General features: G+C 70.0%; 16 protein-coding genes and 1 pseudogene. 7 read left to right on the plus strand and 10 right to left on the minus strand.

Features of this window, described 5'->3' with window-relative positions; genetic code table 11:
• Positions 1-276: 276 nt before the first annotated feature.
• From OHA61_RS27915 to OHA61_RS27940, 6 genes are all read right to left on the minus strand, one after another.
• On the minus strand, positions 277-567 hold the full coding sequence (locus tag OHA61_RS27915; protein ID WP_361914936.1) for a hypothetical protein: 291 nt from the start codon (positions 565-567) through the stop codon (positions 277-279).
• 35 nt (positions 568-602) lie between these two features.
• Positions 603-1610 carry an LLM class F420-dependent oxidoreductase gene (locus OHA61_RS27920; protein WP_406305339.1) on the minus strand — a complete coding sequence of 336 codons (1008 nt, stop codon included), beginning with the start codon at positions 1608-1610 and terminating at the stop codon, positions 603-605.
• A gap of 98 nt (positions 1611-1708) precedes the next feature.
• Complete coding sequence (locus OHA61_RS27925; protein WP_406305340.1) at positions 1709-2542, minus strand: hypothetical protein; 834 nt, start codon at positions 2540-2542, stop codon at positions 1709-1711.
• Positions 2543-2689: 147 nt separating this feature from the next.
• Complete coding sequence (locus tag OHA61_RS27930) at positions 2690-3649, minus strand: N-acetylmuramoyl-L-alanine amidase (protein WP_406305341.1); 960 nt, start codon at positions 3647-3649, stop codon at positions 2690-2692.
• 23 nt (positions 3650-3672) lie between these two features.
• A complete protein-coding gene (locus tag OHA61_RS27935) occupies positions 3673-4323 on the minus strand; it encodes a class I SAM-dependent methyltransferase (protein ID WP_406305342.1) in 651 nt (216 codons plus the stop codon).
• A gap of 43 nt (positions 4324-4366) precedes the next feature.
• Entirely contained in the window at positions 4367-4786 is a 420-nt protein-coding gene (locus OHA61_RS27940; protein WP_406305343.1) for an ATP-binding protein, read from the minus strand.
• Positions 4787-4870: 84 nt separating this feature from the next.
• Here OHA61_RS27940 and OHA61_RS27945 point away from each other — a divergent pair, with 84 nt between their 5' ends.
• Together OHA61_RS27945 and OHA61_RS27950 are read left to right on the plus strand one after the other, a co-directional pair.
• Positions 4871-5719 carry a Scr1 family TA system antitoxin-like transcriptional regulator gene (locus OHA61_RS27945; protein WP_406305344.1) on the plus strand — a complete coding sequence of 283 codons (849 nt, stop codon included), beginning with the start codon at positions 4871-4873 and terminating at the stop codon, positions 5717-5719.
• Positions 5679-5954, plus strand: a complete 276-nt coding sequence (locus tag OHA61_RS27950) for a DUF397 domain-containing protein (RefSeq protein ID WP_406305345.1) — start codon at positions 5679-5681, stop codon at positions 5952-5954. The genes OHA61_RS27945 and OHA61_RS27950 overlap by 41 nt, the downstream gene beginning before the upstream one ends.
• A 197-nt stretch (positions 5955-6151) precedes the next feature.
• Here OHA61_RS27950 and OHA61_RS27955 read toward each other — a convergent pair whose 3' ends face one another.
• Positions 6152-6697 (minus strand): GNAT family N-acetyltransferase, encoded by a 546-nt coding sequence (locus tag OHA61_RS27955; protein WP_406305346.1) that lies wholly within the window; start codon positions 6695-6697, stop codon positions 6152-6154.
• 193 nt (positions 6698-6890) lie between these two features.
• Here OHA61_RS27955 and OHA61_RS27960 point away from each other — a divergent pair, with 193 nt between their 5' ends.
• Positions 6891-7805 carry an alpha/beta fold hydrolase gene (locus tag OHA61_RS27960; protein ID WP_406305347.1) on the plus strand — a complete coding sequence of 305 codons (915 nt, stop codon included), beginning with the start codon at positions 6891-6893 and terminating at the stop codon, positions 7803-7805.
• Positions 7806-7872: 67 nt separating this feature from the next.
• A complete protein-coding gene (locus OHA61_RS27965; RefSeq protein WP_406305348.1) occupies positions 7873-8610 on the plus strand; it encodes a MerR family transcriptional regulator in 738 nt (245 codons plus the stop codon).
• 144 nt (positions 8611-8754) lie between these two features.
• On the opposite strand, the pseudogene OHA61_RS27970 reads toward OHA61_RS27965, so the two are convergent.
• Positions 8755-9148 (minus strand): annotated as a pseudogene (locus OHA61_RS27970) (DUF4259 domain-containing protein).
• A gap of 196 nt (positions 9149-9344) precedes the next feature.
• Between OHA61_RS27970 and OHA61_RS27975 the strand changes: the two are divergent.
• From OHA61_RS27975 to OHA61_RS27985, 3 genes are all read left to right on the plus strand, one after another.
• On the plus strand, positions 9345-10082 hold the full coding sequence (locus OHA61_RS27975) for a dienelactone hydrolase family protein (RefSeq protein WP_406305349.1): 738 nt from the start codon (positions 9345-9347) through the stop codon (positions 10080-10082).
• A gap of 350 nt (positions 10083-10432) precedes the next feature.
• Positions 10433-12583, plus strand: coding sequence for an acyl-CoA dehydrogenase (locus OHA61_RS27980; RefSeq protein WP_406305350.1), 2151 nt, complete (start codon positions 10433-10435; stop codon positions 12581-12583).
• Positions 12584-12594: 11 nt separating this feature from the next.
• Positions 12595-13782, plus strand: a complete 1188-nt coding sequence (locus tag OHA61_RS27985) for a lipid-transfer protein (protein WP_406305351.1) — start codon at positions 12595-12597, stop codon at positions 13780-13782.
• 4 nt (positions 13783-13786) lie between these two features.
• Here the strand turns inward: OHA61_RS27985 and OHA61_RS27990 are convergent, their stop codons facing one another.
• Together OHA61_RS27990 and OHA61_RS27995 are read right to left on the minus strand one after the other, a co-directional pair.
• The gene (locus OHA61_RS27990; protein WP_406305352.1) at positions 13787-13984 is read right to left on the minus strand and encodes a hypothetical protein; all 198 of its coding nucleotides are present in this window, start codon (positions 13982-13984) and stop codon (positions 13787-13789) included.
• Between the two features lie 39 nt (positions 13985-14023).
• On the minus strand, positions 14024-14596 hold the full coding sequence (locus OHA61_RS27995) for a TetR/AcrR family transcriptional regulator (RefSeq protein ID WP_406305353.1): 573 nt from the start codon (positions 14594-14596) through the stop codon (positions 14024-14026).
• Positions 14597-14638 lie beyond the last annotated feature (42 nt).

The raw sequence follows: 14638 nt of genomic DNA on the forward strand, positions 1-14638 counted from the left end.
GGCGGGCTTGTTCCCCACCCCGCCCCTTCCCGTAGGCGGGGGCGCTGCCCCCGGACCCCCGCTCCTCAAACGCCGGAGGGGCTGAATTTCGCGTCCGGGACCACGCCTCAAACGCCGGCGAGGCTGGATATGCGGCCCAGCCGCATATCCAGCCCGTCCGGCGTTTGAGGACATGCGGCCGAAGGTCGCATACGGGGTCTGGGGCGAAGCCCCAGTTCGGGAAGGGGCGGGTCGGGGAACAGGCCCCGCGCAGCGGACCCCGTACCGCGGACCCCGCTACCTCCGCAGGCGCCCCGCCACCCCGTGCCCCACCACCAGGTACACCACCGCCGCCAGCCCGTACCCGGCCACCACCCTCGCCCACGCCTCGTCGAACGTGAACAGGTCGTAGGACCAGCCGGCCAGCCACCGCGCCGTGTCCTGGACGAAGCTCACCAGGTCGTTGGCGCGGTTGGCGTCCAGCAGGTACATCAGGATCCAGAGGCCGAGGATGACGGCCATGACATCGGCCACGATGGTGATGACCTTCGCGGCCTGCAGCGTTCCGTTCCGACGACTAAGGCTCATACACATCGGGTTGCCGCTTGTGAGCCTGTGAAACCTTAAGTGAGTTCGGCCAGCACCCGCAGCGTATGAGGGTCCGGCGCGGTCACCAGCAGGTCCGTGACCGGGCCCTTGCGCCACATTTCCAGCCGTTCCGCGATCCGGCCGCGCGGTCCGACGAGGGAGATCTCGTCGGCGAAGGCGTCGGGCACCGCCAGCACCGCCTCCTCGCGGCGGCCTTCGGCGAAGAGTTGCTGGATGTGCCGGGCCTCCGACTCGTATCCCATGCGCGCCATCAGGTCGGCGTGGAAGTTACGGGCCGCATGGCCCATGCCGCCGATGTAGAAGCCGAGCATCGCCTTGACCGGCAGCAGTCCTTCGGCGACGTCGTCGCAGACCTTGGCACGGGCCATGGGGGCGATCAGGAAGCCCTCCGGAAGGTCGGTGAGTGAGGCCTCGTACACATCCGTCCGCAGCGGGGACCAGTACAGCGGGAGCCAGCCGTCGGCGATACGCGTCGTCTGGGCGATGTTCTTCGGGCCCTCGGCGCCGAGCAGCAGCGGCAGCGAGGCGCGCAGGGGATGCGTGATGGGCTTGAGGGATTTGCCGATGCCGGTGGCGTCGTCACCGCGGTACGGGTGGGAGTGGTAGCGGCCCGCCAGTTCAACGGGGGCCTCGCGCCTAAGGACTTGGCGGATGACGTCGACGTATTCGCGGGTCGCCGTCAGCGGGCTCTTGGGGAACGGGCGGCCGTACCAGCCCTCCACGACCTGCGGGCCGGACAGCCCGAGCCCGAGCATCATCCGGCCGCCGGAGAGATGGTCGAGGGTGAGCGCGTGCATGGCGGTGGCCGTCGGTGTGCGGGCGGCCATCTGCGCGACCGCCGTGCCGAGGCGGATCCGGGAGGTGTGCGCGGCGATCCAGGTGAGCGGGGTGAAGGCGTCGGAGCCCCAGGCTTCGGCCGTCCAGACGGAGTCGTAGCCGAGGCGTTCAGCCTCGCGGGCGAGCTCCAGGTGGGCGGGGTCGGGGCCGCGGCCCCAGTAGCCGAGTGCGAGCCCGAGTCGCATGGCGATCCCTTCTGACGGTACGTCAGGTCGGGCCAGACTGTACGACAACGGCCCCCCGCCCGGAAGGGCGAAGGGCCGTGCTCGGTCGGGGCGCGGGATCAGCCGCGCTGGATACCGCTCGTGTCCTGAAGGACACCCCGGCGGCCGTCCTGCGTCTGGGCCACCAGACCCGGACCGCGCTGCTCGACCGCGAGGTACCAGGTGCCGGGCGCGAGCTCGGCGATCGGGGTCGGCGAACCGTCCTCGCCGAACAGCGGACGGGCCACCGGCACCGCGAACCAGAACGGCGTGAAGTCGGACGGAGCACCCGCCTGCTGCGGCGCGGCCGGAGCCGGCTGCTGCTGACCGGGCTGCGGCTGGGCGCCGTAGGGCTGGGGCTGACCCGGCTGAGCGCCGTAGGGCTGCGGCTGGCCGCCGCCCGGGTAGCCGTAACCGGCTCCGGCGACGCCCGGCTGTGCGCCGTACGGGGTCGCCGGAGGCTTCGGGGCGCCCATCAGCGGCGCCTTGAAGGCCGGGACGAGCAGCGAGCAGACCGCGCCCGCCGCGAGCGCGAGCGCCGCGATGAAGCCGAGGATGAGGCCGGTGCCCGAGTCGATGCTGCTGCTGCCGAGGTCGAGCGAGCCCGCCGGGTCGAAGATCGCGCCGAGCGCGCTCCACGCCGTGAAGAGCGTCAGGGCGACACCGAGCTGGCCGAGGTCGAGACCGATGACCTTCGGCGGCTGCGGCAGCGCACGGGAGGTGACGATCAGTGCCGCGCCGATGATGCCCGCCAAGTAGACACCCAGGAGCAGGGAACCGTTGTCCCAGGCGGTCGGCACGTCGTCGCAGTTGGAACCGGAGCAGTCGAACGTGTCGAGGAACGAGGCGATGAACAGCAACACCGCTGCTCCGATCACCACGCCATCGCCTCGAGTGAGGGAGCGGATGTTCACGTAAAAGTCCTTCGTCGGTCGTCTCATCGGGGCGGTCGTCGCTGCCGCCGGTGCGGCGGTGTGCACGGCGCGGAGCTCGGGGGTGACTCCCCATCGTAGAGGTGAATGTATCGTCTGCCCGATCCGGCCGTCTGCCGGGTATCGCAGTTACCCCTGGAGGTAGCCGGCGATGCCGTCCGCCATTCCCTGTGCGGCCAGTTGGCGCCACGCGGAGTCTTTCAGCAGGGCGGCATCCTGTGGGTCACGCATATTGCCGCATTCGATGAATACCTTGGGCACGGTGGACAGATTGAGGCCGCCGAGATCCTTGCGCACGTCCAACCCGGTGCCGTCGCCCACGTAGTTGGAGGGTGCGCTGCCGGTCGCGCGTACGAACCGTCCGGCGATCCTTGTCCCCAGTTCACGCGAGGGGCCGACGATGTTCGTGGTGTCCGCGGCACCCGCCTTGACCAGGGCGGGAAGGATGACATGGAAGCCGCGGTCGCCGACGGAAGCGCCGTCCGCGTGGATGGAGATGACGGCATCGGCCTTGGCCTTGTTGCCGATCCGGGCGCGCTCGTCGACGCAGGGACCGAACACCCGGTTGTTGTCGTGGGTGAATTGAACCGTTGCGCCCTGCTTTTCCAGCAGCCTGCGAAGACGTTGTGAAACATCGCGGGTGAATTCGGCCTCGGTGTAACCGTCGGCGGTAGCGGTGCCCGTCGTGTCGCATTCCTTGCGATTGGTTCCGATGTCCACGAGCCTGTTGATCTCGCTCGTGTGCTGGAAATTGCCGGGGTTGTGCCCGGGGTCGACGACCACGACCTTCCCGGCCAGCGGCCCCGTCCCGCCGTTGTTCCCGTCAGAAGACTTCGAGGGCGACTTCGAGGGCGAGGCGGGGGTGCGGCTCGGGGAGGTCGTCGGGCCGCCCGGCTTGCCCGTCGTGGCCTGCCCGCTCGGCAGCGGCAGCACCTTCGGCGGCTCGTTCTCCTCCGGGCCGCTCATCGTCTGCCACACCAGCCACCCCGCCAGGGCGGTCGGCACCAGCGCGGCGATCGCGATGGTGAGATTGCCCCGGCCGATACGGCGCGGCCGGGCGGCGGGAGGCTGGTTCTCGTCGTACGACACCCTGGCGATGCTAGCCGGGCCGCTCAGATCCCCGGCCCGGTGCGACGCAGGACGCGCAGGGAGTCCGTCACCGATACCTCGGTGAACGCCCCGGACGCGAGTGCCCGCAGGTACATGCGGTACGGCGCCTGGCCCGTCCACTCGTCGACCGGGTCGGGGAAGACGTCGTGGATCACCAGCAGACCGCCCTCGGCGACATGCGGCGCCCAGCCCTCGTAGTCCGCGGCCGCGTGCTCGTCGGTGTGGCCGCCGTCGATGAAGACAAGCCCCAGTGGCGTACCCCACACCTTGGCGACCTGCGGGGAGCGGCCCACGACCGCGATGACGTGGTCCTCCAGACCGGCCCTGTGCAGGGTGCGACGGAAGGTGGGAAGCGTGTCCATACGGCCGATCTCGGGGTCCACGGTCTCCGCGTCGTGGTAGTCCCAGCCCGGCTGCTGCTCCTCGCTGCCCCGGTGGTGGTCGACCGTGACGGCCGTCGTGCCCGCTTCACGGGCGGCGTCGGCGAGCAGGATCGTCGAGCGCCCGCAGTACGTGCCCACCTCCAGCAGCGGCAGGCCAAGACCGCCCGCCTCGGCGGCTGCGGCATACAGGGCGAGCCCTTCCCGTACCGGCATGAAGCCCTTGGCGGCCTCGAAGGCGGCGAGGGTCTCCGGCTTGGGCGCGGCGGCCATGGTTCCTCCTGGTCGTACGGGGTGTCCGGCCGCCCATCGTGCCTCACGCGTCGCACTCGAACCACATCGTCTTGCCGCCGGGCACCGGCATCGCGCCCCAGCGGTCGGTCACCGCCTCGACGAGCAGCAGCCCGCGCCCGCCCTCGTCGAGCTCGTCGGCTGTGCCCTCGGGGCGCGCCGGGCGGGGGCAGTGCGGGTCGCCGTCCGCGACCTCGACCCGCAGCCCGTCGGGCCGCCGCAGGATGAGCAGCGTGCACCGCCTGCCGGGCACGTGCCGCACCACATTGGCGACCAGCTCGGTCAGCGCCAGCTCGGCGGCGTCGGTCAGCCCGGGCATCTCCCAGCGGGTCAGGAACATCCGCAGGATGCGCCGCAGATGCCGAGCGGAGTGAGTACCCACCGTGAAGCCCATGCGGTAGCAGCCTTCAATCGTCGCTGGTGGGCAGTTAGTTACGTGATTCATGTCACCAGAGTGGAGTGGCGCGCTTACGCTCGGCTATGACCGGAAACGTACGCCGCGAGGCGTTTGCTTGGGGGTGACCGCCGCGTGGTCAACATCCGCGACCTGGATCCCAGCGCATCACCGCTGGACTACTACGGCTCCGAACTGCGCCGCCTGAGAGAGGACGCCGGGCTGAAGCAGGGCGAGCTGGGCGTCAGTGTCTTCTGCACGGCGTCGCTGATCGGCCAGATCGAGACGGCGCGGAAGGTGCCGACGCGGGACTTCTCGGAACGCGTTGACGCGGCGCTGGGGACGGGCGGGGTGTTCTCGCGGCTGGTGGGGCTGGTACTGCGGAGTCAGTTGCCGAGCTGGTTCCAGGCATATGCGGAAATGGAGGCGAGAGCGGCGTACATCTCGTCATTTCAGGCGCAGTTGGTGGATGGCCTGCTGCAAACCGAGGCGTACGCGCAGGCGGTCCTCGGTGCCCGGACCGAGGACAGCCTCGACGCGAAGGTGGCCGCTCGGATGGAGCGGCAGCGGATCCTGGTGCGCGAGAACCCGCCACTGAGCTGGGTGGTGCTGAGCGAGGCCGTCCTGCACCAGGAGATCGGCGGCCCGGAGGTCATGCGGAACCAACTCGCCCACTTGTTGGGCGTGCGCGGGCGGGAGTGGGTCACGGTGCAGATCCTGCCCTTCGACGCGGGTGCCCATGCGGGGCTACCGGGCTCGTTCTACCTTCTGCGATTCGAGGACGACCCGGATCTCGTCTATACCGAGGACTTCGTTCAGGGCCATATGACGGCCAATCCGCAAGCTCTCAGGGAAGGTTCGCTCCGTTACGATCACTTGCAGGCCGCCGCGCTCTCCGAGGACGATTCGGCGGCACTGATCGCCCGCGTAATGGAGGAACGTTATGGACACCATCCAGGACCTGACGGGCGCACGGTGGCGTAAGTCGTCGTACAGCTCCGACACCGGCGGCGCCTGCATCGAGTGCGCACCCCTCGGCGCGGCCGCCTGGCACAAGTCGACGTACAGCGGCGACACCGGAGGCGACTGCGTCGAGGTCGCCGCCCAGCCCTGCCGCATCGCCGTCCGCGACTCCAAGAACCCCGACGGCCCCGCCTTCACCGTCACCCCCGCCGCCTTCGCGGCCTTCGTCACGGCCGCCGCCGAGGGCGGTCTCTGACTGCTGCAAGCGAGTGTGGCCGGTGGAGCGGAGGTCCATGATTCTCCTCTCCGCTCCACCGGCCACATTCGGACTAGGCAGGTTGGGAACAGGCCGCACGGGCCCAGGTCAGCTTCACAACTCATCCAACCCGTGCGGCCCTTCTCATGTAACGGCCCGACCGGACGATCACCATGTCCGCCGAGGCCGTAAAGCTGCTAGGCCTGAATCGCGTCTGCCGGGACCTCGAAGACGATCTCGAGCCCGTCGCGCTCGTTTCCCTGCTCGGCGACGCGCGTGAAACCGAAGCCCGCGATGGTGGCCAGGGAGGCGTTGTTGTCGGATCTGATAGTGGCCCGCACGGTCCTGACACCGGGTTCGGCGGCGGCTCTGACGAGCAGCGCCGTCAGCATGGCGCGGGCATAGCCCTGGCGGCGGTACCCGGGCACGACGGTGTAGCCGACCTCGACCATGCCGGCCTCGTCCGGCGGCCCGTGGAACCCGGCGTCGCCGACGACGGCCCCGTCCGGCTCGGACACCGCGGCCCGCGTGATCCAGGGCGCGGCAGACGGGTCCTCGGCGAGCTGGTCAGCGCGATGGCCGAAGATCCAGCGGGCCCGGTCGCAGACGAAGTATTCGTCAAGGGCGACCCTGGCCTCGGCGCTGCCGCCAGCGAGGTCACCGTCGGCAAGCGCCCGCAGCGCCTTTGCGCTGAGCTCGACGAAGCGGACGCGTTTGGGGATGGGGAGAGGTTCGTTAATCATCGCGGAGATGCTCGCCCAGCACCGGACGGCTGTCCACCGCTTTACGGCCTCGGCGGACATGGTGATCGTCCCGGTCGGGCCGTGTCATGAGAAGGGCCGTCCGGACGCCGCGCTTCGACACAACAGTGCTGTGTGACCTACTGCGGCGGAAGGGGTTGACCCTGACCCCACGTCAGGGTTGGAGCCTGGTCGCATGACGAACAACAGCACTACCTCAGCTCGGCTCGCTCCGTCGGTCGGAGGGTTCCAGGAGATCGACGGCCGCCGCATTTTCGTGCATCGGTCGGGCAGCGGCGGACCGGCCGTGGTGTTCCTGCCGGGCGCCGGCGCGGTCGGCCTGGACTATTTCGGTGTCCAGCAGGGGGTTTCGCAGTTCACCACCGCCGTTGTGTACGACCGCGGCGGCACGGGCTACAGCGATCCCCTCCCGCTGCCGCGCACCGCCGCTGCGGTCGCCACGGAACTGCGCGACCTGCTGCGCGCCCAGAACATCACCGCCCCATACGTTCTGGTGGCGCACTCCCTCGGCGGCTTCTACGCGCATCGGTTCGCGCAGCTGTACCCGCAGGACGTGGCCGGACTGGTCTGGTTGGACGCCTTCCATCGCGACTGGGACGGCTTCATGCCTCCCACGGCGGGTCTAACCGTGGTTGAGCAGATGGCACCTGATCGGGAGCAGCTGGAACAGATGCGCCCGGCCCTGCGCGAGATGTTCGCCGAGTTGCTCGCGGACTACCCGGAGCACGTGCGGCAGGCGCTGATCGAGGCCAAGATGAGTGAGGAATGGACCGACGTCGGCATCGCCGAGCGCACCAAGTTGGCCGAACTCGCCACCGAACTGCGGGCCGGGCCGAACATTCCCGACGTCCCGGTGGTTGCTCTCACCGTGGTGGGCACCGACCCCGGCCAGCAGGCGCTGACGTCGGAGCGGACGTTGCAAGAGATGCATGACGGCAGGACGAGACTGGACGCGGCCTTGGTGAGCGGGGTCTCGCACGGGGAGCAACGCATCCTCTCCGACACCGCTCACCACCGGCTCTGCTTCGACCGGCCCGATGCCGTGGTCCAGGCGGTCCGCGACGTCGTCGACCGGGCGGCTCGCCCCTAGGGGGTGTCCGCCGGACACCCCCTAGACTCGGCACGACCCACGAAGACTCGAAGACCCGAGGAGGACGGTGCTCACGATCGGCCAGCTGGCGGCGACCGCTGGTGTGACCGTGCGCACCGTTCGCCACTACCACCACGTCGGCCTGTTGTCCGAGCCCGAGCGCGATGCCTCCGGCTACCGCCGCTACAGCGCGCAAGCGGCGGTGGATCTCATCCGGATCAGGACCCTCGCCGATGCCGGGGTGCCACTGGCCCGTATCGACGCGCTGCTGCATGCACAGCCGACCGAATTCGCCGCGGCCATCACCGACATCGACGCCGAATTGCAGCGCAAGATCGACCAGCTCACCGAATACCGCTGGAGGATCGCCGAACTGGCCAGCGGCGAAAGGCTTGTCCTGCCCCCTGAGGTGGTCGCCATCCTGAACCGGATGCGCAGTCTCGGGGTCAGCGAACGGAGGGTACGAGTCGAGCGCGACTCGTGGATCCTGATGCAGGCACTGGATCCGCACGTCATGCCGCAGCGGATACGGGACAAGAACGCCGGCTTCGACGACCCTGAGACGACGCGCCTGTATCTCGCCTGTGATCAATCAGTCGACTGGGATCCGCACGATCCACGCCTGGACCGGCTCATCGACGACCTGGACGCATGGGAGATCAAACACGAACGAGACAGCAATCGGGCAGGGTACCTGAAGCTGGTCTCTTCCCGGATCTCCGAGGCATCACCGGCATGGCAACGCATCGTCGATGCGCTCGTCCACCGCGCCAAGCAGCGCCGACCTGCGGGGCACGACATCTGAAGCCAGCACCCTGGTCGCGTCCGACAGCTGATGCACGCACATAACGAGCACGACTTCCTACCTCTCGGCGTCCCGGAAATCCGCCGGATCGCGCACGTCATCGTCACGCCCCACTGCCTCGGCGACGAGCGCAGACTGCGCTGATCACGCTACCGACGCAACAGCCAAGCCCGCGTGCCAACAAGACAAGACACTGTCCCGTCCGACTGAACGTTGCGAGCCCTGCTCCTGGTGATCTGCGATTCGCAACCTTCGCTTGGGCAGGTGAGGGCCGGATCTGGCAGGCAGCTCGGGGATGGGCAGGTCCGGCCCGTAGGCGGTCGTGATGGGCTCGCCTCCGGGGCACTGTGCGGCCACCAGGGCCGCCGCGGCGATTGCCTCGACCGACGTCGTGGTTGAGGCAGCCGTGGGTGTCGACCGTGCGGACCAGCGCCGCGCGGATGATGTTTTCCCGCTCGCCCTCGGCTGCTTCGTCGAGGGTGTAGGAGAAGTCCGCCGCGGTGTCGTTGTCGAAGGGGCCGACGTCCCAGGTGCCCATGTCTCTCCTGATCGTGTGGATGCCCGGGCATCGTGCCAGAAGGGGGTGTGACCGAGATACGCGCCAAAGGGGCAACGAGATGATCTTGAAGCCCTGAGCGCCGGGCCGTCCCGTATCTCAGAGGGACACCTACGCTGTTCTGCCAGCGGCAGAACACCGGCCGGACCGGGCTCGACGATCACTACAGTCCAGTCTCATGACGACGATTACGACGCGTACGGTCGAGTACCCGGCCGACGGTTTGACGATGATCGGGCACCTCGCGCTCCCGGCCGGTGTCGACCGCCGGCCCGCAGTGCTGCTCGGACCAGAGGGCATGGGGCTCAGCGACGTCGAGTGCCGCCGGGCCGATGCTCTCGCCGAGCTGGGATATGTAGCGCTGGCCTTCGACCTTCACGGCGGGCGCTATTTGGGTGACCCCGAGGAGATGCTGGCCCGTTGCATGCCACTGCTCGCTGATCCCGACCGGATGCGGCGCATCGGCCACGCGGCACTCGACGAGTTGCGCACCGAGCCCCGGACCGACCCCGACCGGATCGCCGCCATCGGCTACGGCACCGGGGGCGCCATCGCGCTGGAACTCGGGCGAGGCGGCGTCAACTTGCGCGCGATCGGGACGGTCAACGCAACTACCACGGGCCGACCGGGCGAGGCAGCGCGCATCCGCTGCCCGGTGTGGGCCGGGGTCGGATCGGAAGACCCGATCATGCCGCCCGCGCATCGAAACGCGTTCACCGCTGAGATGCAGGCCGCGGGCGTCGACTGGCGCCTCGCGGTCTATGGCGGCGCCTTGCACGCCTTCCACCACCCGCCGGTCGACCACCCCGTGGTCCCCGGTGTCGGCTACCACCCACAGCACGCGCGGCGAGCCTGGCGCGACGTCGTCGACCTGCTCGCCGAGTGCCTGCCCGTGACGGAGGACCTGGGGGCATGACCCAGGCAAACATGCTGGCGCCAGGAGTGGTCAGCGTCGCGCACTGACAGTCTCCTCCCCTCAAGCCCTCACAGCAGAACCACATTCGGGCGGTTGTGCGATCGCGGAGACGTATTCACAACTGCCGCAGTAAATACCGGATTTACTGCGACGGAGCCCTGGCCGTGATCGTCGCGACCTGCGGCGGACCGTTCCGGCTTCCAGGGCGAGATGTACGCATTTACTGCGGCGTCACTGTGCTGACCACGCGTAAAGCCGCATCAAGAGACAACACCACCAGACGGTCGACGGCATGCCAGAAACGCGTATCTGACCTTCCGTCAGATTGAAACGTGTTCTAGTCTGCCCGCATGGGCATCGGAATCACGCAGGAGCAGCTCGCGTTGGCCGAGTCGGTGCGTGGCTGGCTCGCCCGCGCCGTGCCGCCCGAGGCCGTACGGAAGCTGCTCGACGCGCCCGGCGACGGGACCGGGCGGCCGGGTTACTGGGAGGGCGCCGTCGAGCAGGGCATCCTCGGCCCGCACCTCGCCGAAGAGCACGGCGGCGGGGGCGGGACGACGCTCGACCTCACCGTCGTCACGGAGGAGACGGGCCGGGCCGCGCTGCCGGGGCCGTATCTGCCCAGCGTGCTCGCATCCGCCGTGCTGGCCCGCGCGGGCCGGGGCGATCTGGCGGGCGCACTCGCGGGCGGCGAGCGCATCGGGGCCGTCGCGCTCGGCCCCGGGACGCTCACCGCCACCGAAACCCCGGACGGCTACCGGCTCGACGGCACGGCACCGCCCGTGCTCGGCGGCGGGCAGGCCGATCTGCTCGTACTCGACACCGGGACCGCCTGGCTCGCGGTGGACGCGGACCGGCTCACCGTCCGCGTGCACGAGAGCGCCGACCCGACCCGGCCCAGCGCCGAGGTCAGCGCGCACGGCGTGACCGTGCCGCGGGACCGCGTGCTGGAGATCGACGCCGGTCTCGTACAGGACCTCGCCTGCGTGCTGTACGCGGCCGAAGCGTGCGGCACCGCCGCCTGGGCGCTGCACACCGCGGCCGAATACGCCAAGGTGCGTGAGCAGTTCGGGCGGCCCATCGGGCAGTTCCAGGCGGTCAAGCATCTGTGTGCCGACATGCTGGTGCGCGTCGAGCAGGCCCGCGCGCTGACATGGGACGCGGCACGCGCGGTGGACGAGACAGAAGAGGTGCGGGGACTCGCGGCAGCCCTGGCGGCGAGCGTCGCGTTGGACGCCGCCTACTCCTGCGCCAAGGACTGCATCCAGGTGCTCGGCGGGATCGGCTTCACCTGGGAGCACGACGCGCATCTGTATCTGCGCCGGGCCCTTGTCGCACGCCAGTTGCTCGGACCCGGCGACAGCCATCGGCTGCGGGCGGTCCGGCTCGCGGCGGGCGGTGCGCGGCGGGAGCTGCGGCTGGAACTGCCGGCGGAGGCCGCGACGTACCGGGGAGCGGCCCGCGCTGCGGCCGGGAGCGTACGAGGGCTCGACCCCGCCGCCGTACGCAGGGAACTCGCACCCATCGGGTACGCCGCACCGCATCTGCCGAAGCCGTACGGACTTGGCGCGGGAGCGGTCCAGCAGCTCGTCGTGCAGGAGGAGTTGCGGACCGCCGGGGTGCGGGTGAGCGATCTCGGGATCGCGACGTGGGTGGTGCCCTCGCTCATCGCGTACGGGACGCCCGCGCAGCGGGAGCGCTTCCTCGGGCCGACCCTGCGTGGCGATCTGCGCTGGTGTCAGCTGTTCTCCGAGCCGGGCGCCGGATCGGACCTGGCGAGTCTGCGGACCCGGGCTGAGAAGACCCCGGACGGCTGGCTCGTCAGCGGCCAGAAGGTGTGGACGAGCTCCGCCCAGCAGGCCGACTACGGCATCCTGCTCGCCCGTACCGACCCCGAGGCCCCCAAGCACAAGGGACTCACCTACTTCCTCGTCGACATGAAGCGGACGGACGGAATCGACATCCGGCCGCTGAAGGAGATCACCGGCGACTCCCTCTTCAACGAGGTGTACTTCGACGCCGCGCTGCTGCCGGACGACGCGGTCGTCGGGCAGATCGGCGAGGGCTGGAAGGTCGCCCGCAACACCCTCGGCAACGAACGCGTCCACATGGCCGACCAGATGGCCTTCGACACGGGCCTTGAGGCACTGCTCGCGCGGGCGTCCGGCCTGGACGGCGCGGACCGGGTACGGATCGGGGCGCTGGCGGCCGAGGCGCACGCCCTCGCCTGCATCGGGCTGCGGACCACGATGCGGCAGGTGTCCGGGCTCGAACCGGGCGCGGGCGCGTCGTTGAGCAAACTCGTCCAGACCGTGCACCAGCAGAAGACCGCCGAGCTCGGACTCGAACTGCTCGGGCCCGAGGGCGCGCTGAACGAAGGCGCGGGCGCGCGAGCCGTGCACGGCTTTCTCATGTCGCGCTGCCTCACCATCGCGGGCGGCACCACGCAGGTACAGCTCAATGTCGTCGCCGAGCGCATCCTCGGCCTGCCCAGGGACTGAGAGGGAAGACCATGAAGGCGTACATCGTCGGGGTCGGGACGACGAAGTTCGAGAAGCCCGAGTCGAGGGACTGGCAGTACTGGGACATGGCGAAGGAGGCGGGGACGGGCGCGCTCGCCGACGCCGGGATCTCCTACGACCTCGTCGAGCAGGTGCCCGTCGGGTACTGCTTCCAGGCCTCGACGGCGGGCCAGCGGGCGGCGTACGAACTCGGGCTGACCGGTGTGCCCGTCTACAACGTCAACAACAACTGCGCGACGGGCTCGACGGCGCTGATGATGGCGCGGCAGTTCGTCGAGGGCGGCATCAGCGACTGCGTACTGGCGCTCGGCTTCGAGAAGATGATGCGCGGCGCGCTGGGCGCCGGTTCCGACGGGGGAGACTTCAGCACCTCGCCCGTCGCCCGGCACTACGGGGTGATGGCGGCTGCGCACGGCTTCGAGATGTCACCGCCCACCGCGCAGATCTTCGGCAACGCCGCCCGCGAGCACATGGAGCGGTACGGCACCACCGAGGCGCAGCTCGCCGCCGTCGGCTCCAAGAACCACCGGCATTCGGCGAACAATCCGGAGGCCCAGTTCCAGGACGTCTACTCCGTCGACGAGATCCTCGCCGCGAAGACGATCCACCGGCCGCTGACCAAGCTCCAGTGCTCGCCCACATCGGACGGCGCGGCCGCGGCCGTGGTCGTCTCCGAGCGCTTCGTCGTCCGGCACGGGCTGCACGACAAGGCCGTCGAGATCGCCGCCCAGGCCATGACCACCGACACCGCGGAGTCCTTCGCCTCCGGCTCCTGCATCGACGTCGTCGGCAAGCCGATGTCGCGGCAGGCGGCACGGAGCGTGTACGAGAAGTCCGGGGTGGGCATCGAGGACGTCGACGTCATCGAGCTGCACGACTGCTTCTCCATCAACGAGCTGCTGACGTATGAGGCGCTCGGCATGTGCGAGGACGGCGAGTCCGGCAAGCTCGTGGAGAGCGGCGCGACGACGTACGGCGGCCGGTGGGTGGTCAACCCGTCGGGCGGCCTGATCTCCAAGGGCCATCCCCTCGGCGCGACCGGTCTGGCCCAGGCGGCCGAACTGGTCCGGCAGTTGAGGGGAGAGGCCGGGCCGCGGCAGGTGGCGGGGGCGCGGGTGGGGCTCGCGCACAACATCGGGCTCGGCGGCGCGGCGGTGGTGACGCTGCTCCGGAAGTAGCAACTCACCGTTCCCGCCGCGCCGCGATGCGTCTCGCGGTGACCCGGAGACGTGCCCTGTGCGGGAAGGGGCGGCCGGGCAGGGAACCCGACTGGTGCCAGGTACGGGTGGCGGCTGCGTAGGACCCACTGCGCAGCTCGTCCAGCAGGCCGGGCTCGACCGGCTTCCAGCCGAGCACCTGCTCGGCGCCGGAGGGATCCATCGTCGAGGAGCGGGCCGAACATGAGCGGCCGGACAGGACCTAGTCGGCCAGCGCAGCGTCAAGCATCCGGCGGGCGACCGCCGTGAGTTCCGCCAGGTCGGGGGCGGGCCGCGTGCCGGCCATCGCGCCCGCGAGGCGGTCGAAGAGCAGGCCTTCCATCCAGGCGACCAGCAGCTCGGCGGCCTCCGGGGGCCGGGCGGCGCCCAGCGCCGCGAGAACGGCGGCCGCACCGGCTCGGGCCGCCAGGCCCGCCCGGTGGAGAGCCGACGCCAACTCCGGCGTGCGCGCGGCCTCAAGGCTGAGCTCATAGCGGGCGAGTTGGCGCTCGCGGCCCGTGGTCAGCCAGCGGTGCAGCAGCGCCCCGAGCGAGGCCGCGGCCTCCTCCCGCGAGACCGGCTGCCTCAACTCGACGTCGTCCAGGTCCAGTTCCGCAATGCGCGCATAGCACGCGCCGATCAGCGCCGTACGCGTGCGGAAGTAGTACGACGTACTGCCCGCGGGCAGCCCGGCCGCGGTGTCGATCGCGCGGTGTGTGAGCCCCCGCAGGCCGGCCGCGGCCACGGTGGCGATCGCGGTGTCCGCGATGAGGGTGCGGCGGTCAGGGCTGGACATGCCCTCACTCTACAGTTGTAGAGTGAGGGCTCTACAGCTGTA

The organism is Streptomyces sp. NBC_00885 (assembly GCF_045207475.1).
GTDB lineage: Bacteria > Actinomycetota > Actinomycetes > Streptomycetales > Streptomycetaceae > Streptomyces.

What these genes read in the sequence shown, in the direction of transcription:
- OHA61_RS27960 (WP_406305347.1), top strand. Translation starts at nt 6,891, where the DNA reads ATGACGAACAACAGCACTACCTCAGCTCGGCTCGCTCCGTCGGTCGGA.
- OHA61_RS27920 (WP_406305339.1), bottom strand. Translation starts at nt 1,610, where the DNA reads ATGCGACTCGGGCTCGCACTCGGCTACTGGGGCCGCGGCCCCGACCCC.
- OHA61_RS27950 (WP_406305345.1), top strand. Translation starts at nt 5,679, where the DNA reads ATGGACACCATCCAGGACCTGACGGGCGCACGGTGGCGTAAGTCGTCG.
- OHA61_RS27985 (WP_406305351.1), top strand. Translation starts at nt 12,595, where the DNA reads ATGAAGGCGTACATCGTCGGGGTCGGGACGACGAAGTTCGAGAAGCCC.
- OHA61_RS27980 (WP_406305350.1), top strand. Translation starts at nt 10,433, where the DNA reads ATGGGCATCGGAATCACGCAGGAGCAGCTCGCGTTGGCCGAGTCGGTG.
- OHA61_RS27975 (WP_406305349.1), top strand. Translation starts at nt 9,345, where the DNA reads ATGACGACGATTACGACGCGTACGGTCGAGTACCCGGCCGACGGTTTG.
- OHA61_RS27915 (WP_361914936.1), bottom strand. Translation starts at nt 567, where the DNA reads ATGAGCCTTAGTCGTCGGAACGGAACGCTGCAGGCCGCGAAGGTCATC.
- OHA61_RS27935 (WP_406305342.1), bottom strand. Translation starts at nt 4,323, where the DNA reads ATGGCCGCCGCGCCCAAGCCGGAGACCCTCGCCGCCTTCGAGGCCGCC.
- OHA61_RS27955 (WP_406305346.1), bottom strand. Translation starts at nt 6,697, where the DNA reads ATGATTAACGAACCTCTCCCCATCCCCAAACGCGTCCGCTTCGTCGAG.
- OHA61_RS27990 (WP_406305352.1), bottom strand. Translation starts at nt 13,984, where the DNA reads ATGGATCCCTCCGGCGCCGAGCAGGTGCTCGGCTGGAAGCCGGTCGAG.
- OHA61_RS27995 (WP_406305353.1), bottom strand. Translation starts at nt 14,596, where the DNA reads ATGTCCAGCCCTGACCGCCGCACCCTCATCGCGGACACCGCGATCGCC.
- OHA61_RS27940 (WP_406305343.1), bottom strand. Translation starts at nt 4,786, where the DNA reads ATGAATCACGTAACTAACTGCCCACCAGCGACGATTGAAGGCTGCTAC.